The 23,666-nt window shown below is 67.6% G+C and carries 27 protein-coding genes and 1 pseudogene; 25 read left to right on the top strand and 3 right to left on the bottom strand.

The window, feature by feature from the left end; translation table 11 throughout:
* The first annotated feature begins 244 nt into the window (after window positions 1-244).
* From C8N32_RS01455 to C8N32_RS01535, 19 genes and pseudogenes are all read left to right on the top strand, one after another.
* On the top strand, window positions 245-2,488 hold the full coding sequence (locus C8N32_RS01455) for a hypothetical protein (RefSeq protein ID WP_107890684.1): 2,244 nt from the start codon (window positions 245-247) through the stop codon (window positions 2,486-2,488).
* A 78-nt stretch (window positions 2,489-2,566) separates the two neighbouring features.
* The gene (locus tag C8N32_RS14830) at window positions 2,567-2,812 is read left to right on the top strand and encodes a hypothetical protein (RefSeq protein ID WP_146159666.1); all 246 of its coding nucleotides are present in this window, start codon (window positions 2,567-2,569) and stop codon (window positions 2,810-2,812) included.
* Window positions 2,813-2,911: 99 nt separating this feature from the next.
* On the top strand, window positions 2,912-3,634 hold the full coding sequence (locus C8N32_RS01460; protein WP_107890685.1) for an RNA polymerase sigma factor: 723 nt from the start codon (window positions 2,912-2,914) through the stop codon (window positions 3,632-3,634).
* 84 nt (window positions 3,635-3,718) lie between these two features.
* Window positions 3,719-3,913, top strand: coding sequence for a hypothetical protein (locus C8N32_RS01465; protein WP_107890686.1), 195 nt, complete (start codon window positions 3,719-3,721; stop codon window positions 3,911-3,913).
* A 38-nt stretch (window positions 3,914-3,951) separates the two neighbouring features.
* Entirely contained in the window at window positions 3,952-4,248 is a 297-nt protein-coding gene (locus C8N32_RS01470) for a hypothetical protein (RefSeq protein WP_107890687.1), read from the top strand.
* Window positions 4,248-5,123, top strand: a complete 876-nt coding sequence (locus C8N32_RS01475) for an ATP-binding protein (RefSeq protein WP_107890688.1) — start codon at window positions 4,248-4,250, stop codon at window positions 5,121-5,123. The genes C8N32_RS01470 and C8N32_RS01475 overlap by 1 nt, the downstream gene beginning before the upstream one ends.
* Window positions 5,124-5,224: 101 nt before the next feature.
* Entirely contained in the window at window positions 5,225-5,848 is a 624-nt protein-coding gene (locus C8N32_RS01480) for a hypothetical protein (protein WP_107890689.1), read from the top strand.
* 14 nt (window positions 5,849-5,862) lie between these two features.
* On the top strand, window positions 5,863-7,551 hold the full coding sequence (locus C8N32_RS01485) for a DEAD/DEAH box helicase (RefSeq protein ID WP_107890690.1): 1,689 nt from the start codon (window positions 5,863-5,865) through the stop codon (window positions 7,549-7,551).
* Between the two features lie 3 nt (window positions 7,552-7,554).
* Window positions 7,555-7,965 (top strand): DUF6511 domain-containing protein, encoded by a 411-nt coding sequence (locus C8N32_RS15200; RefSeq protein WP_242509482.1) that lies wholly within the window; start codon window positions 7,555-7,557, stop codon window positions 7,963-7,965.
* A complete protein-coding gene (locus tag C8N32_RS01495; RefSeq protein ID WP_107890691.1) occupies window positions 7,962-8,732 on the top strand; it encodes a PD-(D/E)XK nuclease family protein in 771 nt (256 codons plus the stop codon). Before C8N32_RS15200 ends, C8N32_RS01495 begins: the two co-directional genes overlap by 4 nt.
* The gene (locus tag C8N32_RS01500; protein WP_107890692.1) at window positions 8,684-11,050 is read left to right on the top strand and encodes an AAA family ATPase; all 2,367 of its coding nucleotides are present in this window, start codon (window positions 8,684-8,686) and stop codon (window positions 11,048-11,050) included. Before C8N32_RS01495 ends, C8N32_RS01500 begins: the two co-directional genes overlap by 49 nt.
* A gap of 340 nt (window positions 11,051-11,390) precedes the next feature.
* Window positions 11,391-11,930 (top strand): crossover junction endodeoxyribonuclease RuvC, encoded by a 540-nt coding sequence (locus C8N32_RS01505; protein WP_242509483.1) that lies wholly within the window; start codon window positions 11,391-11,393, stop codon window positions 11,928-11,930.
* Window positions 11,927-12,127: a hypothetical protein gene (locus C8N32_RS01510; protein WP_107890693.1), complete on the top strand. Its 201-nt coding sequence runs from the start codon at window positions 11,927-11,929 to the stop codon at window positions 12,125-12,127. Before C8N32_RS01505 ends, C8N32_RS01510 begins: the two co-directional genes overlap by 4 nt.
* Window positions 12,120-12,500, top strand: coding sequence for a DUF6362 family protein (locus C8N32_RS01515; RefSeq protein WP_107890694.1), 381 nt, complete (start codon window positions 12,120-12,122; stop codon window positions 12,498-12,500). Before C8N32_RS01510 ends, C8N32_RS01515 begins: the two co-directional genes overlap by 8 nt.
* A 427-nt stretch (window positions 12,501-12,927) precedes the next feature.
* Window positions 12,928-14,268, top strand: a complete 1,341-nt coding sequence (locus tag C8N32_RS01520) for a site-specific DNA-methyltransferase (protein ID WP_107890695.1) — start codon at window positions 12,928-12,930, stop codon at window positions 14,266-14,268.
* Between the two features lie 58 nt (window positions 14,269-14,326).
* Window positions 14,327-14,776, top strand: a pseudogene (locus C8N32_RS15205) (DNA cytosine methyltransferase); the annotation flags it as partial.
* Window positions 14,777-15,014: 238 nt separating this feature from the next.
* The gene (locus C8N32_RS15210; RefSeq protein ID WP_242509493.1) at window positions 15,015-15,305 is read left to right on the top strand and encodes a hypothetical protein; all 291 of its coding nucleotides are present in this window, start codon (window positions 15,015-15,017) and stop codon (window positions 15,303-15,305) included.
* Window positions 15,302-15,622 carry a DUF7220 family protein gene (locus C8N32_RS01530; RefSeq protein ID WP_420853799.1) on the top strand — a complete coding sequence of 107 codons (321 nt, stop codon included), beginning with the start codon at window positions 15,302-15,304 and terminating at the stop codon, window positions 15,620-15,622. The genes C8N32_RS15210 and C8N32_RS01530 overlap by 4 nt, the downstream gene beginning before the upstream one ends.
* A 197-nt stretch (window positions 15,623-15,819) precedes the next feature.
* Window positions 15,820-16,191: a hypothetical protein gene (locus tag C8N32_RS01535; protein ID WP_107890697.1), complete on the top strand. Its 372-nt coding sequence runs from the start codon at window positions 15,820-15,822 to the stop codon at window positions 16,189-16,191.
* Window positions 16,192-16,262: 71 nt separating this feature from the next.
* Here C8N32_RS01535 and C8N32_RS01540 read toward each other — a convergent pair whose 3' ends face one another.
* Complete coding sequence (locus C8N32_RS01540; RefSeq protein WP_107890698.1) at window positions 16,263-16,844, bottom strand: DUF3489 domain-containing protein; 582 nt, start codon at window positions 16,842-16,844, stop codon at window positions 16,263-16,265.
* A gap of 95 nt (window positions 16,845-16,939) precedes the next feature.
* Entirely contained in the window at window positions 16,940-17,212 is a 273-nt protein-coding gene (locus C8N32_RS01545) for a hypothetical protein (RefSeq protein WP_107890699.1), read from the bottom strand.
* A gap of 111 nt (window positions 17,213-17,323) precedes the next feature.
* On the opposite strand from C8N32_RS01545, the gene C8N32_RS01550 reads away from it, so the two are divergent.
* Together C8N32_RS01550 and C8N32_RS01555 are read left to right on the top strand one after the other, a co-directional pair.
* Window positions 17,324-17,908 (top strand): hypothetical protein, encoded by a 585-nt coding sequence (locus C8N32_RS01550; protein ID WP_107890700.1) that lies wholly within the window; start codon window positions 17,324-17,326, stop codon window positions 17,906-17,908.
* Window positions 17,856-19,850: a phage terminase large subunit family protein gene (locus C8N32_RS01555; protein ID WP_201132350.1), complete on the top strand. Its 1,995-nt coding sequence runs from the start codon at window positions 17,856-17,858 to the stop codon at window positions 19,848-19,850. The genes C8N32_RS01550 and C8N32_RS01555 overlap by 53 nt, the downstream gene beginning before the upstream one ends.
* An 11-nt stretch (window positions 19,851-19,861) precedes the next feature.
* On the opposite strand, the gene C8N32_RS01560 is transcribed toward C8N32_RS01555, so the two are convergent.
* Window positions 19,862-20,476, bottom strand: a complete 615-nt coding sequence (locus C8N32_RS01560) for a plasmid pRiA4b ORF-3 family protein (protein WP_107890702.1) — start codon at window positions 20,474-20,476, stop codon at window positions 19,862-19,864.
* A 49-nt stretch (window positions 20,477-20,525) separates the two neighbouring features.
* Here C8N32_RS01560 and C8N32_RS01565 point away from each other — a divergent pair, with 49 nt between their 5' ends.
* From C8N32_RS01565 to C8N32_RS01580, 4 genes are read left to right on the top strand one after another with little or no spacing between them, the layout of a single operon-like run.
* Window positions 20,526-20,741 carry a phage head-tail joining protein gene (locus C8N32_RS01565; protein ID WP_107890703.1) on the top strand — a complete coding sequence of 72 codons (216 nt, stop codon included), beginning with the start codon at window positions 20,526-20,528 and terminating at the stop codon, window positions 20,739-20,741.
* 4 nt (window positions 20,742-20,745) lie between these two features.
* A complete protein-coding gene (locus C8N32_RS01570) occupies window positions 20,746-22,266 on the top strand; it encodes a phage portal protein (RefSeq protein WP_242509484.1) in 1,521 nt (506 codons plus the stop codon).
* A gap of 4 nt (window positions 22,267-22,270) precedes the next feature.
* Window positions 22,271-23,287, top strand: coding sequence for a head maturation protease, ClpP-related (locus tag C8N32_RS01575; RefSeq protein WP_170106705.1), 1,017 nt, complete (start codon window positions 22,271-22,273; stop codon window positions 23,285-23,287).
* A 4-nt stretch (window positions 23,288-23,291) separates the two neighbouring features.
* On the top strand, window positions 23,292-23,657 hold the full coding sequence (locus tag C8N32_RS01580) for a head decoration protein (protein ID WP_107890705.1): 366 nt from the start codon (window positions 23,292-23,294) through the stop codon (window positions 23,655-23,657).
* Window positions 23,658-23,666 lie beyond the last annotated feature (9 nt).

The following is a 23,666-nucleotide window of genomic DNA, read 5'->3' on the forward strand; positions in this document are numbered from 1 at the left end:
GGCGTTCGGCGGGCGTCATCTGAGCGGGCGGGAGCGGATTGGGGCGTTTCATGCGGGGATCGGCCGTGTTCGGTAGAGTTGCTACCGATCAAAAGCCATCCGGCTGATCGAGACGGGACATCACGGCGTCACGACATTCCTGGATGCGAACAGGTTGAGAACATCTGGGCTTGCAGGGCGAAGTTTTGTCCACGATTATCGGAAGTTGAATCAATCAAGAGAATGTATTCGTTGAGGTGGTTTCATGGCGCGAAAGGCATCCCCGGTTGGCCCGCACATCCATAGCCTGATCGAGGATGCCCGCATTGACCTCGTCCGGGCCGTCCTCGCGGTGCGAGAGGGCGACAACGAGCCCGATTTCGGCCTGCCCACAGATATTCCAGATCCCTCGGACGAGGAATTGGCTCACGGGTTTCGGCAGAGCCTGTTGCAGATCTTATCGAAATTCGATGCAGACGAATTGCGGCCCGCCGAGCAGAGATCACGCCGCGTCCTGGCGCTCTCCGAAGGCAAGGGTATCGATTCGCTCACGGCAATCACCGAACAACAACTCGACGATGAGCAAACGCTCGAGTTCGATCGGCAACCCGATCCGCTCTGCAAGAGCATCTGGGCATTTCTGAATGCCCGCCAGACATTCGAAGATGCCGAGAGTTTCCACTTCGCTCGAAAATTCAGGGACTATGGCAAGCTTTACGATGCCTTTGAGGTGGAACTGGAAAAGGCGGTCAACCTCAATTCAGGGTCGATCGACGAGAAAGCTCTGGCCGCGAAGATTACGGCGGTGCTGCAACTCAAGACCGCCTGCACGGTGAAAGCGCTGGATTTGCCCGCCACTGCCGCGCACCCAGCCTCGATCATGCTGATCGTTCGCCATGGCGGGCCGCTGTCGAGCGTCCATGACCATCGTGACGACGGACGCCGGGGCACGATCTATTATCGCCCGCCGAACGAGGCCACTCTCATCTACACGCCCGCCATCCGACAGATCGAGGTCTGCGCGGACAGCCCGGTGGTGCGGCAGGGCGTTGCAGGGTCATTCGCTGAGGAGGCCTTGGGGCACGACGTTTCACAGAAACCGCTGACCTGGAAGCGCTACAACCTTTCGCGATTCCGCAGTTCGCTGCGGCTCGATCTGCCGCGTATCTCTGGCTACGAGATCACGGACGCTCGTGTCCTCGAGGCTGAAATCCGCCTTGGCTCATGGAGCCGGAAGCTTCTTCTCAAAGTGGCGGCCGACGACGACATCGAGGAGGTCGCCGACCGCTATCTGAAGCCCAACAACATCTTCCGCCGCGCCGATGGCTTCAGCCGCGTGGGGATCGCCGTCAGCTACAATCGCATCGGTGACGACAAGGTGCGCACGCTCAACATTACCATTTCCGGCTCGAAGAGCTGCAACCTTCAGAGCAACAAGGATCCCGATGAACGCAATCTCGGGTTCGCGCTTCTCGACGCCTGGGGCATTCTCAGCGCCTTCAAGCAGATCGAGCCCACCGACCTTCGCGGGATCTTCCCGCAACTGGTCATGCTTCACGACCGGATCGAGGACGTTGTCAGCGGAGAGCATTTGCGCGAAATCGGTCTCGATCCGGATCGCATGATTCAGGGTGGTCTTCTCGACCGCCGGGGGCGCCAAGACATCGTGCTCATCGACGATGACGACATGGGCGGCGAAGCCGAGGTCAAGCCATCCGGCCTCGAGGGCATGTCGCGCGTCGTCGGAGCCTTCGGAAAGGATGGGGGCCTGAGGCCGACATCGGATCTCGAGATGTACGAGATCAACCGCGAGTGGTTGCACGAAACCGTGGTTGGGCTTTTGAAGCCGTTGCTGAACAAGCTCGCGGCGCAGGTGCTGGATCCGGACCTGTCGCTGCTCGGCTCCATGCGGATCGACGGTGCCGATGTTCCGATCTACTTCGCCCGCCGCCTTCACGACCTCAAGACGATTTCGCGCCTAGACCAGCTGATGCGCGCGCGCAACGCGGCAGGCGTCGGAATCGTGCTGTCGGCCAGCACTGAAGGTCCCGGATACCTGGGGCCGAACCTCGTCGTCCCCGTTTCTGGTTGCATCTCAACCGGCACAGACGATCTTCTTCTCTCCCGAGATGCGCTCGAACTCGCCTACCGAACCAATCGTTCTCTGGCGCGGGGTGGTGCGACACCGCAGGTCCTTCGATCGGGCACGCAATCGGCGACGTTGCACATTCCTGGCAAGACATCGCTCGCGCTGACGGGTGCGGATCAGATCACGATCTTCGAACGACTGGTCGCGGCCGAGAAGGCTGGCAGCCCCGATGTCCAGGTCAAGCAGCTGATGGAAGGACTTGGGTCGCGCAGTCCGCAGCAGGCCTTCCGGAAGGAAACCTGGGACAGCATCCGCGACGTCTACATCGGCGCGGGCGCGAAACGGGGATACTGGCGCCTTCTCGTTGAAGCACAGCCAGCCGAAGACGTAGCCGAAGCCCCGGTCGAGGAACCCGTCTAACAACGGTCTAACATGCGACGGAGGACGGTCTAACAAACCGCTGATTATTGGAAGGGCTCCACATAGAGGAGCTTTTTCATGCCGACTCCCTTCCCCCCGCGCCAGGCAGCCCCGACGAGCTGGTCCGGCGCCGCGAACACCAAGCCCACCACCCTCAACTCGGAATGGCGCTGCACGCGCTGTGACAAGCTGCTCGGCGTCTGCCGGGACGGCCGCATGCACCTGCGCTTCGCGCGGGGGCACGAGTATCTCGTGGGCTTTCCGGTTCAGGCCACCTGCCGCGGCTGCGGCACGCTGAACCACGCGACCGCGACCGCGCGCTGACGCGCGCATTCACCCAACCCCCTGAAATCGCAGAGACGCGCGACGTCCTGACCTGGCCACGAGAAGGCGCCGGACGCCTGGCCGCAAGGCAGGCGTCCGATGTCCTTCGCGTGGCACGAGATCCGTGATCACCTTATGCAATCTTCCTCCAACCTTCACTTCCAGCGCAGTTTCGACGCCGTCCGGCGTGAACAGGCCGCCCTTGCGGCGTTCCGGGATCCGGCGGCCCTGCTGGACGGGCTGCACCGCAGGACCGGCGATCCGGCCCGGAAGAACGTGATCCTCTCCTCGCTGGTCGGGGCGGCGCAGGGCGACGGGCCCGCGTCCGACTGCGCCCTGACGCTGCTGTTGCTGGCGCTCTGGCCCGGTCTCGACGCCATCCGCCGCCGGTCGATCTGGCGCAGGATCGGCACCGCAGACGAGGTCGCGTCCGATGTTCTGGCACGCACCACCGAGGCTCTCCGCGGCCTCGACCTCGGGCGCGTCAACTGGATCGCGGCCACGGTGCTGCGGAATGTCGAGCGCGACATGATCCGCGTGCGCCAGCGCGACCAGGCGCGCGAACATCTCGCCAGCGGCGCCGATCCCGACGAGGTGGCGGACAGCGGCGACAGCGGGATCGGCGCGACTGGATACGCACGACTGAACGGCGCCGTGCGGAAGCTGCTCGGCGATGACGCGCTGCTGGTGATCCGCGTGGCGATCGAGGGTTTCTCGCAAGCCGAGGTCGCCGTCGAACTGGGGCTGACCGAGGCCGCCGCCCGCAAGCGGTACCAGCGCGCCATGCGCCGGCTGCACGACGCCCTCCAGGAAATCCCCTGAACCGATGTCCCGATCCGGTCCCGCCGGTGGCTTTTTCCATTCGAGCGCCCCGAGCGCCTTCCCTCCAACCGAAAGCAGACACGTATGAACCGCACTGCCGATCTGTCGCTCGAGGATTTCAGGCGTCTTCCGGGGCTCTATCGCCGCTGGGAGCTGACCGAGGTCTGCGAGCCCAACCGCAACTATCAGATCGAGGACGCCGGCGCCCATGCCGACGGGACGCCGCTGCTGGCGATCTACGTCGCCGAGCCCGCGCCCAACGTCCGCGAGGCCGCGTGATGCGCCTCCTCGATCACCTCATCTCACGGAGAACCGCCATGCCGGACCAGCCGGACGACATCACCCGTCTTCGCAAGGCGAGCTACGCGCTCGAAGACCTCCCCGAAACCATCGCCCTCCCGCAGCGCGCCGGTGACGAGCCGCGGGAGCCGCTGCCGGTCGTCGAGGCGACCGTCGACGAGATCGCCTTCGCGATCGTGGAGGCGGAGCGCGAGAGCTCGGCCGCCTACCGCCGCGCCGATGCGCTGAAGCGGCTCTACAAGCTCGCCCGCGAGGCGGGGTGCATCGGCGCCGATCGCGCCGCCGCTGCAGTGATGAAAAAGGAGGGCCGGTGATGGCCCTTCTCATCATCGGCGCCGACGAACGGCTCGCGCAGCGCAAGGGGATCAAGGGCGTCATCTTTGGCCGGTCCGGCATCGGCAAGACCAGCCTGCTCTGGACGCTGAACGCCTCGACCACGCTCTTCCTCGACCTCGAGGCTGGCGACCTGGCGGTCGAGGGGCTGGAGATCGACACGCTCCGGCCCCGCACCTGGAAGGAATGCCGCGACTTCGCGGTGTTCATCGGCGGGCCGAACCCGGCGCTGCGCGAGGACCAGCCCTACAGCCAGGCGCATTTCGATGAGGTCTGCGGGCGCTACGGCGATCCCACGGTGATCGGGAAATACGAGACCGTCTTCATCGACTCGATCACCGTGGCCGGGCGGCTCTGCTTCCAGTGGTGCCGCGGGCAGCCCGAGGCGTTCTCGGAGAAGACCGGCAAGCCAGATATCCGCGGCGCCTACGGGCTGCACGGCCGCGAGATGATCGGCTGGCTGACCCACCTGCAACACACGCGCGGCAAGCATGTCTGGTTCGTCGGGATCCTCGACGAGCGGCTCGACGACTTCAATCGCAAGGTCTTCCAGCCGCAGATCGACGGCTCGAAGACCGGGCTCGAGCTGCCCGGCATCGTCGACCAGGTCATCACCATGGCCGACATCCCGGACCCCGGCGGCCAGCCGCAGCGCACTTTCGTCTGCCAGACACTGAACCCCTGGGGCTATCCGGCCAAGGATCGCTCCGGTCGCCTCGACAGGGTCGAGGCCCCGCATCTCGGACGGCTGATGGAGAAGATCCAGCGCCCCGCGGCGCCTGCCTCCGAACGTCTGACCTGGCCGCCGGTGACCCCGGCCGATCCCGCGCCCGCGCAGGAGCCCGACCATGGCTGAGCGCATCTCGCCATCCCCGATGTCCCGATCCGGGCGCCGGGGTGGCTTTTCCCTATCGACGCCGCTGCGCGTCCCATCCTCCAACTGAAAGGAGCCGCGCAATGTCCGGACCCTGGAACGACTTCAACTCCGCGCAATCCAACACCAACGTCATCCCGAAGGGCACGCTCGCCAAGGTGCGCCTGACGCTCCGCCCCGGCGGCTTCGACGACCCCTCGCAGGGCTGGACCGGCGGCTGGGCGCGCCGCGCCGCCACCGGCGCCGTCTATCTCGACGCCGAATACACGGTGCTCGAGGGTCCCTATGCCCGCCGCAAGGTCTGGTCGCTGATCGGCCTCTACAGCCCGAAGGGCCCTGACTGGGCCAACATGGGGCGCGGCCTGATCCGCGGCATCCTCAACTCGGCGCGCGGCGTGTCCGACAAGGACAATTCGCCCGAGGCGCAGGCCCGCCGCCGGATCAACGGCTTCGGCGATCTCGACGGCGTCGAATTCGTCGCCCGCATCGACATCGGCACCGACACCAACGGCGAGGACAAGAACGAGATCCGCGCCGCGGTCACGCCCGACCATCGCGACTACGCCGCGCTCATGGGCGCGGTCGCGCCGCAGGTGTCCGCCGCCCCGGCGCAGGGCCACGCCCCGCAGCAACCCACCACGGCCACCCAGCCCAGCCAGCCCGCGTCCGCCCCCGGCGCCGCCGGTCGGCCGAGCTGGGCGCAGTAAGGGGGAGACCGGCCATGCGCCTGCGCCCCCGCCAGAAGACCTTCGTCGAGCGCAGCGTGGCTGCGCTCGCCTCCCGCGGCAACACGCTGGGCGTGGCGCCCACCGGTGCGGGCAAGACCATCATGCTCTCGGCGGTCACAGGCGAGATGATCGCAGACGGCGCGAAGGCCTGCGTGCTGGCGCATCGCGACGAGCTGACCGCGCAGAACCGCTCCAAGTTCCAGCGCGTGGTGCCGGGCGTCGCCACATCGGTGATCGACGCCACGGAGAAGTCTTGGGGCGGCCAGGTCGCCTTCGCCATGGTGCCGACGTTGGCGCGGGCCTCGAACCTCGCCGACATGCCGCGCCTCGACCTGCTGGTTGTCGACGAGGCGCACCATGCCGTCGCCGACAGCTATCGCCGCATCATCGACCGGGTGCGCGAGGCCAATCCCGACGCCCGCATTTTCGGGGTCACGGCGACGCCGAACCGGGGCGACAGGAAGGGCCTGCGCGAGGTTTTCGATAATGTCGCCGACCAGGTGCGGCTGGGCGAGTTGATCGCCTCGGGCCACCTCGTGCCGCCGCGCACCTTCGTCATCGACGTGGGCGTGCAGGACGAGCTGCGTTCGGTCCGCAAGACCATGGCGGATTTCGACATGGCGGAGGTGGCGGGCATCTTGGACCGCGCCCCCGTCACCGACGAGGTGATCCGCCACTGGAAGGAAAAGGCGGGCGACAGGCAGACCGTGGTGTTCTGCTCCACCGTCGCGCACGCCGAACACGTCACCGAGGCGTTCAGGGCGGCGGGCGTGTCCGCCGCGCTGATCCACGGCGATCTGGCGGCAGAAACCCGCAAGGCGATCCTCGCAGACTACGCGGCGGGGGACATCCGCGTCGTGGTCAACGTGGCGGTGCTGACCGAGGGCTGGGACCATCCGCCCACCTCCTGCGTCGTGCTGCTGCGGCCCAGCTCCTACAAGTCCACCATGATCCAGATGGTCGGGCGCGGCCTGCGCACCGTCGACCCCGAGGAACATCCCGGCGTCGTCAAGACCGACTGCGTCGTGCTGGATTTCGGGACGTCGAGCCTGATCCACGGCACGCTGGAACAGGACGTCGATCTCGACGGCAAGACCGAGGCTGGTGACGCCCCGACGAAGACCTGTCCGGCCTGCGAGGCAGAGATCCCCCTGGCCGCCACCGAATGCCCGCTCTGCGGCGAGGTTTTCCGGCGGGAGGACGAAGAGGCCGGTGAAGGCGGAGGTGCCGCATCGCTCTCGGGTTTCATGATGACCGAGATCGACCTGCTGAAGCGGTCCAGCTTCGCGTGGGTCGACCTCTACGGCACGGACGACGCGCTGATGGCCACGGGCTTCGCGGCCTGGGGCGGCATCTTCTGGCTGGACGGGGTCTGGTACGCCATCGGCGGCGCGAAGGGCGAACGCCCGCATCTGCTGGGCGTGGGCGAGCGGACCGTCTGCCTCGCGCAGGCCGATGACTGGCTGAACACCCACGAGACCGACGAGAGCGCCTTCAAGACCCGCTCCTGGCTGCGCCAGCCGCCGACCGAGAAGCAGCTGCAGTACCTGCCGCCCGAGTGCCGCCATGACTTCGGCCTGACGCGCTACCGCGCCTCGGCGCTGATGACCTTCGGCTTCAACAAGCGCGCCATCCGCCAGCTGATCGACACGGCCGCCCGGCCCGAACGGAGGGCGGCATGACCGATGTCCACATCTACCCCCATCACGGCCGAGGACCGGCGGCGGCTCTGGCATCCGCGTGGAACGCTCTGTGCTGTCTGCCGGCAACCCACCCGTGGGTTTGGCTGGTTCGATCCGGTCCGGTCGAAGCGGCGCCGGCCCTCTGTCTGGTTCTGCTCGATGCCCTGCCAGTCCTTCTGGACGCGCTTGGCCAGGGAGCGTTTCGCCATGGTTGACCTGACCGAGGAAGAGCGCGCCGCGATCACCGCCACCATGAAGCGCGTGGCGCTGCTGATGGACGAGATCGGCTGGGCCACCCCGCTTGCGGATCTGACCGAGGCGCAGGTGCGCGCGCTGATCGAGGAAGCCGTCGAGGGCTTCCGCGAGGCCATGTCCGACATCGCCCGGGCGCAGACGCCGGAGGTGCCGTTTTGACCCTCGACTACAATCGCCGCCCCAGCTTCGCCGACCGGGTCAACGCCGCCGTCGATCGGGCGCTGACCGCCGATCAGGCGACGCGGCCGCCCCGCGACTACCTCGGCGGCTCGCGCCTCGGCCATGCCTGCGAGCGCGCCCTGCAATTCGAGTTCACGGCGACGTCGAAGGACGAAGGCCAGGACTTCAGCGGCCAGTTGCTGCGCATCTTCGCCATCGGCCACGCGCTCGAGGATCTGGCCGTCGCCTGGCTGCGTGGCGCGGGCTTCGACCTCTACACCCGCAAGGGCAACCGGCCCGATGGCGGCCAGTTCGGGTTCTCCGTCGCGGGCGGGCGCATCCGCGGTCATGTCGACGGCATCATCGCTGCTGGGCCGGAGGGGTTCGGTCTCGCCGTTCCCGCCCTCTGGGAATGCAAGACGATGAACGCGAAGAACTGGCGCGCCTGCGTCAAGGACGGCGTGACCAAGTCGAAGCCGGTCTACGCCGCCCAGATCGCAGTCTATCAGGCCTACATGGAAGCGACGGTCCCCGGCATCTCGACCGCGCCCGCGCTCTTCACCGCGATCAACAAGGACACGGCCGAGCTGCACCACGAGCAGGTCGCCTTCGATGCCGATCTCGCGCAGCGCATGTCCGACCGGGGCGTGCGGATCCTGCAGGCGACCGATGCGGGCGAGCTTCTGCCACGCGTCGCCACCACGCCCGACTTCTTCGAATGCCGCTTCTGCCCGTGGTCCGCGCGCTGCTGGGGGCTTCCCGCATGAGTGACGACGGCATCCTGCATTTCAACCCGTGGATGGACTTCAACGACGGGCCACCGTCCGAGAACCCCTTCGGCTGCGACCCCGACCCCGAGCAGATCGCCGTGTTCCTCGACACCGTGTTCAGCTGGTGCGAGGGGCTGATCCCGCTGCGCGGCTTCGTCGACAAGGGTCAGGGCCGGGACGGCAAGCCGCACAACATCTGGATCCCCGCCGACGACACCGCGCCGGGGAAACTCACGACCTTTGCCGCATGGGCGAACCGCGAGGGCGCGGCCGTTTATGTCATCCCCGGCACGGTCGAGCAACAGGGCCAGGCCCGCGCCGCCGACGTGCTGCAGATGCAGGCCATCGTGGTCGATCTCGACGCGGGCGACATCCCGGCGAAGCTGGGCCATGTCACCCGCCACCTCGGCGCGCCGACGCTCATCATCGAAAGCGGCGGGAGGACGCCCGAGGGCGCGGCGAAGCTGCACGTCTGGTGGAAACTGACCGAACCGGCCGAGGGTGAGGACCTGGTCACCCTCTGCCGCCTGCGCGGCGAGATCGCCGTGAAGGTCGGCGGCGACACGCATTTCCGCTCGGCGCACCAGCCGATCCGGGTGCCCGGCACGGTCTATCACAAGCACGGTCATCAACGCCTCGTGCAGATCCGCGAACATCGAGACGTCGAGGTGGACCTGGCGGATTTCGCCGAGAAGGTCGCCGAAATGCCGCCGCTGCCAGGCGTAGGCTTCGCCAGCGACGTTGCCGCGCCGACCACGAAGCCCGGCATCGATGCGGTGCTCACCACGCCGGTGCGCGAAGGCGCGGTCGACGACTGGTCGCGGTTCCAGGGGGCCAGCGCCGCCATCGGCCATTACGTACGCCTCGTCCACGAGGGCCGCCTCGATCCCTTCGCGGGCTGGGAGGCGATCTGCGGCTACAACGCCGCCATGCTGCGCCCATCCTGGCCGCTCGATCGGCTGATGGCCGAGTCAGAACGGCTCTGGGCGTTGCATGTGAAGCGCAACGGCCCGCCGCTCCTGCGTGCGGCCCATGTCGATGCCCCGGCCAGCCCGCTGCCGACCTTCAGCCTCGGCGCGCTGCTCGACGACACCAGTCCGATGCCCGAGGACATCATCGGGCCGCGCGTACTGACGCCGGGTGGGCTCCTGGTGCTGGGCGGCGCGCCGAAGGTCGGCAAGAGCGACTTCCTGATCTCCTGGCTCGTCCACATGGCGGCGGGCGTGCCGTTCCTCGGCTTCACCCCGCCCCGGCCGCTGCGCGTGTTCTACCTGCAGGCCGAGATCCAGTATCACTATCTGCGCGAGCGCATGCAGCAGATCGCGCTGCCCACCGCCGTCATTGCCGCCGCGCGCGACACCTTCATTGCCACGCCGAAGCTGAAGCTGCTGCTCGATGCCGAGGGCGTCGCTTGCGTGGCCGAGGCGATCCGGGCCGCATTCGCCGACGCGCCGCCCGACATCATCGTCATCGACCCGATCCGCAACCTCTTCGACGGCGGACCCGAGGGGGGCGGCGAGAACGACAACACCGCCATGATGTTCTTCCTGAAGGACCGGGTGGAGCTCTTGCGCGAGGCGGTCAATCCGGACGCGGGCGTCATCCTCGCCCACCACACCCGCAAGGTCACCAAGCACCAGGTCAAGGAAGATCCCTTCCTCGCGCTCTCCGGCGCCAGCGCGCTGCGTGGCTTCTACACCTCGGGGCTGCTCATGCACCGGCCCGACGAGGACAGCAGCGTTCGCAAACTGGAGATCGAACTGCGGAACGGTCCCGCGCTGCCCGGCAAGCTGATCGACAAGGTGAAGGGCGAGTGGGTCGAACTGAACCCGATGAACGAGCGCTTGGTGCGCAAGGAGGTCGGCGCCAAGCTCGACGCCGAGCGGCTGCGCAAGCACGATGTCATCCTCGGCATGCTGCTGGATGAGGCGGCGAGCGAGCGCCTCTACACCGCCATGCAGTTCGCCGAGACCTTCGAGAACCGGGGCGGTCTGGGCAGCAAGCACACGATCCGCGAGCGCCTCAGCGTGCTGGCGACCAAGGGCTTCGTGAAGTTCCTGCGCGACCCCTCGGGGTTCGGCTTCCCCGTCACCCGGTCGCGGTTCGGCTATCTCTGCGTCGAGGGCATGCAGTTCGGCGCACCCGCCGAGGAGGTCGATCCGGCCACCGGCGAGGTCACCACGGAGGTCCGTCCGGTCCTGCCCAGCCACTTCAAGTGCCCCCAATCCGGGCTCTGCCTGCAGGTCGAAAACCCCGCCGTCTGGGTCTACCCGGAGGGGCTGGAGGACGACCTAACTCATATGAGTGAGGCCTGACTCATATGACAGCGCCAACTGTGCACTCAATGAAATCAACGGGTTACGGGCAAATAAGAGTTAGGTCCCTGACTCATGCCCGAAGACTTCATGAAGTCTTATTCCGTAATGATTTCAGCCGCTTGCCTGCTCCGGAACAGTTAGGTGTCAAACACCCATACTACGTATGGGAGGGCCACCCCACAGGGTTGGCCACTCCTCCCATACGTCCGGGCCAGCCGCGCGCGCCGCCGTGACGGTCTGTTGTGCTTCCCGATCCGACGACGGCGGCCCCGTACCGCCAAGCACCAGACCGCCGTCGTCTTCCACCACCACAGGCCACCGGCAAAGGAGACCCATCATGGCTCAGCCGACTCTGATCCCGAATTGCGACGGCGCAAGGTTTGAATCGCTGCCGCTCGACACGCCCCGCAACCGCTGCATCCTCGCGCTCGACCTCGGCACCTCGACCGGCTGGGCGATCCGCGGACATGACGGCCTGATCACCAGCGGCACCGTCTCGCTGCGCCCCGGCCGCTTCGACGGCGGCGGCATGCGCTACCTGCGCTTCACCAACTGGCTGACCGAGATCGACCGCCTGTCCGGGCCCGTCGCCGCCATCTGGTTCGAGGAAGTCCGCCGCCACGCTGGCACCGACGCGAGCCACATCTACGGCGGGCTCATGGCCACGCTGACCGCATGGGCCGAACTGCGCGGCGTGCCCTACGAGGGCGTTCCGGTCGGCACGATCAAGCGCCACGCCGCTGGCAAGGGCAACGCCGACAAGGCCGCCATGGTCGCCGCCGTCTGCGCCCGCGGCTTCAACCCCGCCGATGACAACGAGGCCGATGCCATCGCCATCCTGCTCTGGGCGATCGAGACGAAGGGAGGTGTCGCATGAGATGGCATCCCCAAGGCTACGGCGGCCGACGCCGGGATCCCGAGCAGGTCAAGCGCGAGGGCTGGCAGGAACAGGGCGTCCTCGCGGTCTCCGCCGATGACGACCGCCTCACCTGGCCCGAGCGTGAACTGGTCCGCCAGCTCGGCGAAAAGCTCTACGGCCCGCGTCCCTCCGACAGGGAGGTGCGCCATGGCTGATCGCGAATGGACCGCCGACTGCGTCGCCGATCATTTCGAGGAGGCGTTCCGCACCCTGCGCAAGCTGCCGCCGGTGAAGGCGCAAGGCTACTTCAACACCTGGCCGGACATCGTGCGCACCAGCCGCGAGATCGCCGCGATGGAGCCGCAGCCGATGCGGGTCTGGCCCTCGGCCGCCGCGATCACCCGACTGGAGCAGACCTTCGACTGGGTGCTCTGGATCGAGGAAGGAGAGCGCAAGCTCGTGTGGTCGCGCGCGGCCCGCGTGCCGTGGAAGCAGATCAGCGGGGAGATGGGCTGCGACCGCACCACCGCGTGGCGTCGCTGGCAACTGGCGCTGACCAAGATCGCCGCGCGCCTGAATGCGCAGTGACTCCAATGTGTTGCAACACTTTTTCCTTCGACATCTGCAACAGATCCATGCTATTCCGAAGGCAAGATGGGGAGAGTGCGCTGGAAGGCTCGCTCTCCCTTTTGCGTTGACGGGGGCCTTCTGGACCCCGGTATCCAGCGAGGGTCCGGCCGGGGTCCAGCCCACGGCAGTTTCCGGTTCCTTCCTGGCGATATTCGTATGCTGGCGGGCTTGGCTCGGCATTTCGCTAGCGACAGGGCCGGATTTTTGGGAAGCCACCGGAGACCAGCGTCCAACCGCGACGCCTGAAACCCTCGCAAAATCAAATATCTGACGGGCCGCGCGGGGTGGATACCCCGCGGATACCGGAGTCCAGCCGGAAGCCGGTGGACCCCGCCGTGCCGGAGTCCACCCGGCGGATGCCGATCGACCATCGACAGGAACCTGCATGACCCTCGCCTTCGCCCCCGAGCGGATCGAGATGTGGCCGCTGTCGCGCCTCCAGCCCTACGCAAGGAACGCGAAGGTACATGGCGCGGACCAGGTCGCGAAGATCGCCGCCAGCATGGCCGAGTTCGGCTGGACCGTGCCCTGCCTCGTCGGCGAGGACGGCGAGTTGATCGCGGGGCATGGCCGGGTGCTGGCGGCAACGCAACTCGGTCTGACCGAAGCGCCGGTGATCGTACTCGGGCATCTGACCGAGGCGCAGCGCCGGGCATATCGCATTGCGGACAACAAGCTGACCGAACTCGGCAGCTGGGACGAGGCGCTGCTGTCGGCCGAACTGAACGATCTGCTGGCCGAAGATTTCGACCTGTCACTGGTCGGCTTTTCCGACGGCGAGTTGGACAAGCTGCTGGCCTTCGTGCCGGAGGGGGACGGAGAAGAAGATGGCACCGGGGGCTCCGTGCCGCCGGTGACCATCCCCGAACCGCCGCGCAATCCGGCGTCGCGCACCGGCGATCTGTGGATCCTCGGCGATCACCGGCTCCTTTGCGGTGACAGCACCAGCGCGGCCGATGTGCGCCGCCTGATGAATGGCGAACGGGCGATCCTGTTCGCGACCGATCCGCCGTATCTGGTGGATTATGACGGTTCCAACCATCCGACCCGCAACAAGGACTGGTCGGCGTCCTACGGCACGACCTGGGATGACAGTTCGCAGGGCGCGGAACTCTATGACGGGTTCATCGCTGCAGCCGTGGCGGAAGCCATCACCGAGGATGCCGCCTGGTACTGCTGGCACGCCTCGCGCCGCCAGGCGATGCTTGAGGCCTGCTGGGAGAAAGCGGGCGCCTTCGTCCATCAGCAGATCATTTGGGTGAAGGATCGCGGTGTCCTGACCCGGTCGCACTACCTCTGGAAGCACGAACCCTGCTTCATGGGCTGGCGCCGCCCGAACCGCCCGCCGAAGGTGGCCGAGGAAACGCTGCCATCGACATGGGCGCTGCCGAGTTTCGCCAAGGACGACCGGCCCGACCATCCGACGCCGAAACCGCTCGACGCCTTCGGAATTCCGATGCGCCAGCATGTGGCGCGGGGTGGTCTCTGCTATGAGCCGTTCTCAGGTTCGGGCTCGCAGATCATGGCAGGTGAAGCCAATGGCCGCCGCGTCTTTGCGATGGAAATCAGCCCGGCCTATGTCGACGTCGCCGTGGAACGCTGGCAGGCCGAAACCGGCCGCGACGCGATCCTTGATGGCGACGGCCGGACCTTCGCGCAGGTGAGGACGGAGCGGCTGGGCGCAACCCTGGCCGCACCCGCACCACATCCTGAACCCGCCGCGTGACATGCATGACCTGGCTTTACCTTCCTCCGGACGCGCTTCCGGAACCGGAGACGCATGCATGTTCGGCCTCTCTCTCTGCTCCGGCGCAGGCGGCCTTGACCTCGGGCTCACCATCGCCATCCCCGGATATCGTGCTGTGGGCCATGTCGAACGGGAAACCTACGCCGCAGCCACTCTCGTGGCGCGGATGGAAGACGCGTCCCTGGATCAGGCTGTTGTCTGGGACGACGTTGGAACCTTCGACGGCCGCCCGTGGCGCGGCGCGGTGGACATCGTCACTGCGGGCTATCCGTGCCAGCCGTTCTCCGTCGCGGGCAAGCGCCGGGGCGCGGACGACCCGCGCCACCTCTGGCCGCATGTCGCCCGCATCATCTGCGAGGTCGAACCGCCCTTCGTCTTCCTCGAGAATGTCGCCCATCATCTCCGCCTCGGCTTCCCCGAAGTCGCCAGCGGACTGGTCGGCATGGGGTACCGCCTTGCGGCGGGCCTCTTCACGGCGGCGGAAGTCGGTGCGCCGCATCGGCGCGAGCGGCTCTTCATCCTCGCCCACCGCGAGCGCGACCACCTGGCCGACCCCGCGCGCCTGCTCGGGGACGCGCTCGAGCGGCGGGAACCGGACGGAGATGATGCGGCTCTGGCCGACGCCACTCGCCGGCGACAGCAAGGGCACGCGGAACCGGACGAGCAATCGCAGCGAGACGGCGCGCCCGCGCAACGACGGGTCCACGCTCTGCGATGCGACGCGGATGTGGATGACGCCGACGGCGCGGGATCACAAGGACGGGGCGACGAGCCTCGCGAACACGCCGGTGAACGGGCTGCTTGGCCGCCAGGTCCTGGTGACGCCGACGGCTGGCGGGCGTTCCTGCGACACGCCCCGGACGTTGAACCCGCTGTTCGTCGAGGCGCTGATGGGCTGGCCCACCGGGTGGACCGGCTTCGGCTCTGTGGCAACGGAGTGGTCCCGCTGGTCGCGGCGCATGCGCTGCGAACTCTCGCGGCTGAACTGCTGGCCGATGGATGAGGCCGCGGCATGAAGCAGTCCCGCCTCATGTCGCTGGTGGAGGCTGTCGCCAACGTGTCGTTGGGCTACGGCGTCGCGGTGGTGACGCAGATCCTGATCTTCCCGGTCTTCGGGCTGCACACGACGCTGGCGCAGAACCTCAAGATGGGCGCGGTGTTCACGGTGGTGAGCATCGCGCGCTCCTTCGCCCTGCGGCGACTGTTCGAAACGATCCGGGTCAAGACGACAGGGGCGCCGCTCGATGCGAGCGGCAGCCCAGTTCGTCGTCGGTTGCCATATCGGCGCGATTTCGGTCCAGTCATAAAGCGAGGTCAGGCTTCCAAACGATAGACCCGTCCGCGCCGCTCGACCTTCTCGGAGATGATCGTCAGGGCGCGTTTCTTCTTCAACGAGCCGGGCATGGCGCCGGGAATGGCGCGCGGGGCACGATCAAAACGACCTGAAACCTAGATCAGGAGTGCTTGCGATGCCGATGCGTCCTCCGTTAATCGTTGCCTCCGGCAGGAACAACGAGTTGCGGAGGAAACGTGTATTTCGAGTATCCCGAAACGCTCGAAGGTTTGGAGCAGGCAAAGAAGCACCTCGAACGACTGGAGGAGCGAGATAGTATGGATACGTCCGGGAACCCGGATAAATACCATACCAGGATCAATAGCGCTCGAATGGAAGTCAGGCGGATAACGGAGAGCCTGAAAGCCCAAGGCTTGCTTCCCTACACGGAGCAAGAGCTTCTGAACCACCGTTTGGACGAAGCCTTCCCAAAGGCCAAGTCTAGGGAAATCGTCGAGTTCGAAGGTGCAAGGTACCAAAAGCGATTCAGCCCAGCGACCAAGAGTCGGTCGGGAAAGACGGTCACTTCTTGGAATCAATGGTGGCAAAAGCTGCCTGATGTAGACTGATGCCGCTGTAGGCGAATGCGCCGTCGGCGCGTCCCTGAAGTCTGAGGCGCGTCTCTGGCCGTCTTCGTTTGTCAGTCGCGCGGCAGGTTGTAGACCCTCCCGCGACCCTCGACCTTCTCCGAGGTGACTTCGAGCCCGAGCTTCTTCTTGAGCGCGCCAGCGAATGCCCCGCGCACGGTGTGAGCTTGCCAGCCCGTCGCTTCGACGATCTCGTCGATGGTCGCGCCTCCCGGCGCGCGGAGCATCGCGATCAGCGCGGCCTGCTTGGTTCCCGTGCGCGGCGTACGCGCCTTGGGCGCTGGGTCGGCCTCGGCGGAAGCTTCCTCTTCCACGGATGGCGCAGCGTCGGCGCCCGTGGACGCACTGGCGCCGCCTACCGGCTCGATGCCGATGGCGGCGAGGCCCGCGTCGGTGATGTGCAGGAGGATGGCGCGCCCGTCCTCGTCGTTGCGCCACATGCGGTTGAGCGCGGTGTCGGCCTTGGCCCGGCTGTCGGTCGCGGTCTCGACGATCAGCCCGCGGGAGAGGAGCGCACCGACCACCTTGGTGGCGGCTCCGCCGCGGAGCGAGCCGGGGAGCGGCAGGACGCTGCGATCCTCGCGCTGCGCGGCGGCGCTGAGGATCACGAGTTTTGCATCGGAAAGCTTGGTCATACGGGGTCTCCGTGTTCGAGGCCCGCGTCATGCGGCGCCTTCTACGACCCCGAGCCGCGCAGGGTGCGCGGCGGGAGTTCCGGCGGTGCCGGAGATCAGCGGGCGTGCTCGCCCTCACCGAAGGCGCTGTCGGTAATGCGCTTCAGGAGGCTGGCGTAGTGTTCGAGGGTGCCGACCATGGCCCAGCCCACCTCGTCGGGGTGGCAGTTGAAATGGTCGTCGCTGAGCGACTGCAGGCGGGCGAGCATCTCGTCAATCTCGGCTTTCTTGCCGATGAAGGCGTTCAGGGCTGCTTCCTTGTTCCGGCGCGCCTTCTCGGCGCGGAGTACGTGACGCGGGGTTGTGATCGGGTTCAGGCGGGTTGTCATCGTGGTGGCTCCGGGTGAGTTGCATCGTCCTTGTGGGATCTAAGTTCGCTCTGCCCGCGAGGCTTATCAACTCGATAAGCAACTGACTTTGAATGATAATCGGGGCTGGCGATGCAGGGCATGAGCGAGCGCCAGTACGCCGCCCATGTCGGGTTGTCGCGCGGCGCGATCCAGAAGGCGAAGGCCGCCGGCCGGCTCGTTCTGCACGAGGATGGCAGCATCGACGCCGCCGCTTCAGACGAGCGGCGGGCCGAGACGACGGACCCGTCGAAGACCCGCAAGCCGCCTGCGCCGAAGCTGAAGCCCGTGCCCGAGGCCGCCGTCGCCGCCGTCGGCGATACGCTACGGGAACAGGGGCTTTCAGCCCCGGCCCTCGGCGGCGGCACGACGTTCCTTCAGGCCAAGACCGCGAACGAGGTGCTGAAGGCGCAGGAGCGACGCATCCGGCTCCAGAAGCTGAAGGGGGAGCTGGTCGACCGTGCGCGGGCGGAGACGTTGATGTTTCGGCTCGCGCGCGACGAGCGCGACGCGTGGGTGACCTGGCCGGCGCGGGTTGCCGCGCTCATGGCCTCTGAACTCACCGCGGCGCTTGGGGACGGGTGCGAGGTGGAGGCGGCGCTGATGCAGAAAGTTCTGGAGGCCCATGTCCGCGCCCAGTTCGACAGCCTCGCAGAGATCCGACCCGGGCTTGGATGACGACCTCTTCGGGTTCGACGGCGCCGCCGCGCTGATCCGCGCCTGGTCGCGGGGTCTGCGTCCTGATCCTGACCTGACCGTCTCGAGCTGGGCCGACCGCCACCGGAAACTCGCCTCGCGGGCCTCGGCCGAGCCGGGGCAGTACCGGACCGCGCGCACGCCCTACATGCGCGAGATCATGGACCGGCTCTCGCCCGGCGATCCGACCCAGCGCATCGTGTTCATGAAGGCCGCGCAGGTTGGCGCGACCGAGGCCGGCAACAACTGGATCGGCTTCGTGATCCACCAGGCGCCGGGGCCGATGCTCGCGGTCCAGCCGACCGTGGAACTGGCCAAGCGCAACTCGCGCCAGCGGATCGACCCGCTGATCGACGAGAGCCCGGACCTGCGGGAGCGGGTGAAGCCCGCCCGCTCGCGGGATGCGGGCAACACGATGCTGTCGAAGGAGTTTGCCGGCGGCATCTTGATCATGACGGGCGCGAACTCGGCGGTCGGACTGCGGTCGACTCCGGCTCGGTACATCTTCCTCGACGAGGTCGACGCCTATCCGGCCTCGGCCGACGAGGAGGGCGATCCGGTCACGCTGGCCGAGGCGCGTTCTCTGACCTTCGCCCATCGGCGCAAGGTCTTCCTGGTCTCGACGCCTACGATCCGGGGGCTCTCCCGGATCGAGCGGGAGTTCGAGGCCTCCGACCAGCGCCGGTTCTTTGTGCCGTGCCCGCATTGCGCCGCGATGCAATGGCTGCGCTTCGAGCGGCTGCGCTGGGAGAAGGGGCGGCCCGAGACGGCCGAGTATCACTGCGAGGGCTGCGAACGGCCCATCGCCGAGCATCACAAGACCAGGATGCTCGAGCGCGGCGAGTGGCGTGCGACCGCCACGGCCGCCGATCCGGCGACGGTCGGCTACCACTTGTCGGCGCTCTACTCGCCGGTGGGTTGGCTCAGCTGGCAGCGGATCGCGCGGGCGCACGAGGCGGCACGGGGCAGCGACGAGGCGATGCGGGCGTTCCGGAACACCATCCTCGGCGAGACCTGGATGGAGACCGGCGAGGCCCCCGACTGGCAGCGGCTGGCGGACCGGCGCGAGGCATGGGCGCCGGGCACGGTGCCTGAGCGCGGCCTGTTCCTGACGGCCGGAGCGGACGTGCAGAAGGACCGGATCGAGGTCGATGTCTGGGCCTGGGGCCGTGGGCTGGAAAGCTGGCTGGTCGATCACCTCGTGTTCGAGGGCGGGCCCGGCGATCCGGGCTGCTGGCAGCAGTTGACCGACCTGCTGGGTCGGACATGGGCGCATGCCTCGGGCCAGACGATGACACTCGCGCGGCTCGCCATCGACACGGGGTATGAGACCAGCGCGGTCTATGCCTGGTCACGCCAGGTGGGTTTCGCGCAGGTGGCGCCGGTGAAGGGCGTCGAGGGGTTCACGCGAACGAGTCCGGTGACCGGGCCGACCTATGTCGACGCCACCGTCGCGGGCAAGCGACTGCGGCGCGGGGCCCGGCTCTGGACGGTGGCGACCTCGACCTTCAAGGCCGAGACCTATCGCTTCCTGCGGCAGGACCGGCCGACCAGAGAGGAACAGGCCGCCGGCGCGCTGTGCCCGCCCGGCACGATCCATCTGCCGGACTGGGCGGATGGCGAATGGCTCAAGCAGCTGACCGCCGAGCAGCTGGTGACGGTGAAGGGCAAGCGTGGCTTCGCGCGGCTCGAATGGCAGAAGCTGCGCGAGCGGAACGAGGCGCTGGACACACGCGTCTACGCCCGCTCGGCGGCGTGGATCGCGGGCGCTGATCGCTGGCCCGAAGCACGCTGGGCTGATCTGGAAGCTCAACTCGGTTTGGTGAAACAGGACGGGCCGGAGGCCGGTCCAGCGACGGCGCCGTCCGTCCTGACAAGAACGACCCCGCGCCGGCGCACGGTGCGGTCAAGCTACATGGGGTGAGTAGGAAGGGATCAGTTGAGCCGCGTGGCCCGGCTGCGCTGGAAGGCCTCGTAGGCGGTCTTGCGCCGCGCGGCGATCTTCCGGACGCGCTTAACGATCTCGGCCTCGCCGAAATCGGTCGGAAGAAACGGCCCGCCATCCCAGTGCAGCATCTCCTTGTGTCGTGGATGCTGGCGGTTAGAGACCGCCTCAAGGAAGTCCATGAAGCCGGGCAGGCCGCCGACGTCTTCGGGCGGGCAGCGGCGCTCGCCGCCGAGGAACACCGGGTAATCGACACCGGGGGCGGCTGGCTCCACCGCCTCGATCACGACGCGGTGCCGCCAGTCGTCCCCGAAATCATACGTATAGAGCAGCTCCGTGACGCCACTGTTGACCAGGGTCGAGAGGCGCAAGCCCTTGGCCTGGTAGACCTTGTGGCCCCAGTGCGCATCGTCGGGATCGGGCTCGCCGTAGACCCGGTCGCCCAGGGCAAACTGATAGAGGTGACAGTCCTCCCAGGGCATGACTGCCTGGATGAGCTCGTGGAGCGCGCGCAGGTTGGTCGAGAGGCTGACCTCGACGCGGCGCCATATGCGCGGTTCGAGACCTTCGAGGTCGATGCGGATCCGGGCGATCTGGTCGGTCATTGGTGCCTTTTGCCGAATGGGGCTGGCCTGACGATAGAAGGTGGACGGAATGGCGACAATCACAGATCTCCGCAGCCGCCGTGAGGCGCTGTCCGCGCAGCGGTCGTCGGGCGTGGCGCGGGTCAGCTACGACGGCAAGACCGTGGACTATCGCAGCGTGGCCGAAATCGATCGCGCCCTCGAGGCGCTTGACCGCGAGATCGCCGCGGCCGAGGGACGGCAGATCGTCCGTCAGGTCCGCGTGACGACGGCGAAGGGGCTCTGATCCCATGGGTCTCTTCGACCGCTTTCGCCGTCGGTCCGCTGGCGGCCCCGCTGCCGTGCGCGCCCGTCTCGAAGGCGCCATGGCGAAGCGTCGGCTGCGGGGCTGGAACCCGCCCTTGGAGAACATCAACGCGCTGGTCGCCTCGGGCGGTCCGCGTCTGCTGGCGCGGTCGCGCGAGCTGGTGGTCACGAACGGCTATGCCGCCAATGCCTGCGAGGCCTTCGCCGCGAACCTCGTCGGCGACGGGATCAAGCCCTCCTCGCTGATCGGTGACGCCGACCTCCGCGACCGAGTCCAGCGGCTCTGGCTCGCCTGGACCGACGAGGCCGATGCGGATGGGCTGACCGACTTCTACGGCCTGCAGGCCATGGTCGCGCGGGAGATGTTCGTTGCCGGCGAATGCTTCGTCCGGCTGCGCCCGCGCCGGGCCGAGGACGGACTGCAGGTCCCGATCCAGCTGCAGCTTCTCCAGTCGGAAATGCTGCCCTTCGAGAAGACCGAGACCGCGGCCAATGGCAACCGCATCCGCTGCGGAATCGAGTTCGATGCGATCGGGCGACGCGTGGCCTATCACTTCCGCCGTCGCCATCCGGGCGACAGCACCGATCAGGGCGCGGTGATGCCGGAGACGGTGCGCGTGCCGGCGGGGGATGTGCTGCACATCTACCGCCCGATTGACGCGGGCCAGATCCGGGGCCTGCCGCATATCGCGCCCGCGATGGTGCGGCTGTTCCTGCTCGACCAGTACGACGACGCTGAACTCGACCGGAAGAAGACCGCGGCGATGTTCGCGGGCTTCATCACCAAGACGGCGCCGGAAGAGCCCATGATGGGCGAGGCGGAGGCGGATCTCGACGGGGCTGCCATCGCGAGCCTCGAGCCCGGCACGATGCAGGTGCTGCTGCCAGGCGAAGACGTGAAGTTCTCGTCTCCGGCCGATGTCGGCGGCGGCTACGAGGCCTTCCAGTACCGAACGCTGCTGGCGGTCGCGGCCTCTCTCGGGCTGCCCTATCACCTCGTGACCGGCGACGTTCGGCAGGCCAACTACTCGAGCCTCCGCGCCGAGCTCGTCGAGTTCCGCCGTCGCATCGGCCAGCTGCAGCATGGTGTCATCGTCCACCAGCTCTGCCGCCCGGTCTGGCTGCGCTGGCTGGAGATGGCGGTACTGTCGGGCGCGGTCGACGCCGATCCGGCGGAGGTTCGGCCGGTGCAGTGGATCCCGCCACGTTGGGATTGGGTCGATCCGCTGAAGGACATCCAGGCGCAGGTGCTGGCGATGGAGGCCGGCATCACGTCGCGGCGCAAGGTGGTCGAGGCCACCGGTTACGACATCGAGGAAGTCGACCGCGAGAACGCCGCGGACGCCGCGCGCGCGACGGCACTCGGCCTGCGCTACCGCACGAGCCCCGGCGAGACGCAAGGGGCAAGAGCGACACCGGCAACAAGGTCCGAGGCCGGTGAGGGCGCCGGCAACGACACGGATGACGGCGCGGCGGCGACCGATCCGACCACCGAACAGGAGTGACGACATGGCAAGCTGGTATGCGATCCGCGCCCGGGGGACCGGTGCGGAAGTGGCGATCTATGACGAGATCGGCGCCTACGGGGTCTCGGCGAAGGGCTTTCTGGCCGAACTGGGTGCGCTGCCCGAGGGCACGCCCGTCGATCTGCGGCTGAACAGCCCCGGCGGATCGGTCTTCGACGCGGTCGCGATCCACAACGCGCTGAAGCGCCACGAGGGCACGGTCACCGTCTGGATCGACGGCATCGCCGCCTCGGCCGCCTCCTACATCGCGATGGCGGGCGACGAGATCGTCATGCCCGAGAACGCCTTCCTGATGATCCACGACCCCGCCGGCCTCGTGATGGGCACGGCTGAGGACATGCGCGCGATGGCCGAGGCGCTCGACAAGGTGAAAGGCAGCCTGGTCTCCGGCTACGCCGCGAAATCCGGCCGGACGCCGGAGGAGGTCTCCGCGCTCATGGCCGCCGAGACATGGTTCGACGCTGGCGATGCCGTGGCGCAGGGCTTTGCCGACCGCCTGATCGAGCCCGTCCGGATCGCTGCGCGCTTTGACATCGGGCGCTTCCGCAATGCGCCGCCGGTGTTGGTGGAGCAGGTCGAAGCCGAACCGGAGCCCGGCGACGATGCTGACGGCACAAACACCGAGGCCACCGACGACGTCGCCGACGGCGATGAGGTCGAGGACGACGAGGACGACGAGGTCGCCGCTCCCGACACCCCGGAGCCGTCCGCCCAAACCCCGCCGCCGAGCGTCGCACCGCCGGATCCCGCCGCGATCCGCGCGGAAGTCATCGAGCATGCTCGGGCCGTCATCGATCTCTGTCGTCTTGCCGGCCAGCCGCAGATGGCCGGCCGCTTCCTCGAGCAGGATGCCAGTCTCGACGATGTGCGCGCCGCGCTCCTCGCCGCCAAGGCAGAAGCCGAGCCCGAGATCGCGCCCCATCACCCGCAGCCCGGCCGCTCCTCGGCCGCGCGCCCCTGGGGCGAGATCGTCGCCCGCACCTTCAAGCTGAAAGGATGACACCATGACCACGCTGGTCGAAGGGAAACACCCCGGCGGCTTCCTCGTCTGGGAAGCCTTCCGCGACTACACCCGCGAAACGATCACCGTCGCGGCGGGCACGCTCGAACCCGGCACCGTGCTCGGCAAGATCACCGCGTCCGGAAAGTACGCCGCGCACGATCCGGCGGCGGTCGACGGCACCGAGACCGCCGTCGCCGTGCTCTGGGGCAAGGCGGATGCGTCCGGTGGCGATGCGCCGGCCGTAGCCGTGGTCCGCGGTCCCGCCATCGTAAACCGCCACGATCTCGTCTTCGCCGGCACGCCCAGCGAGGGCGAGATCGCGGCCGCCCACACGGCGCTTCTCGCCGCGGGCATCCTCGTCCGCTGATCCAATCCC

The sequence above is a fragment of the Rhodovulum imhoffii genome (assembly GCF_003046545.1).
Lineage (GTDB): Bacteria > Pseudomonadota > Alphaproteobacteria > Rhodobacterales > Rhodobacteraceae > Rhodovulum > Rhodovulum imhoffii.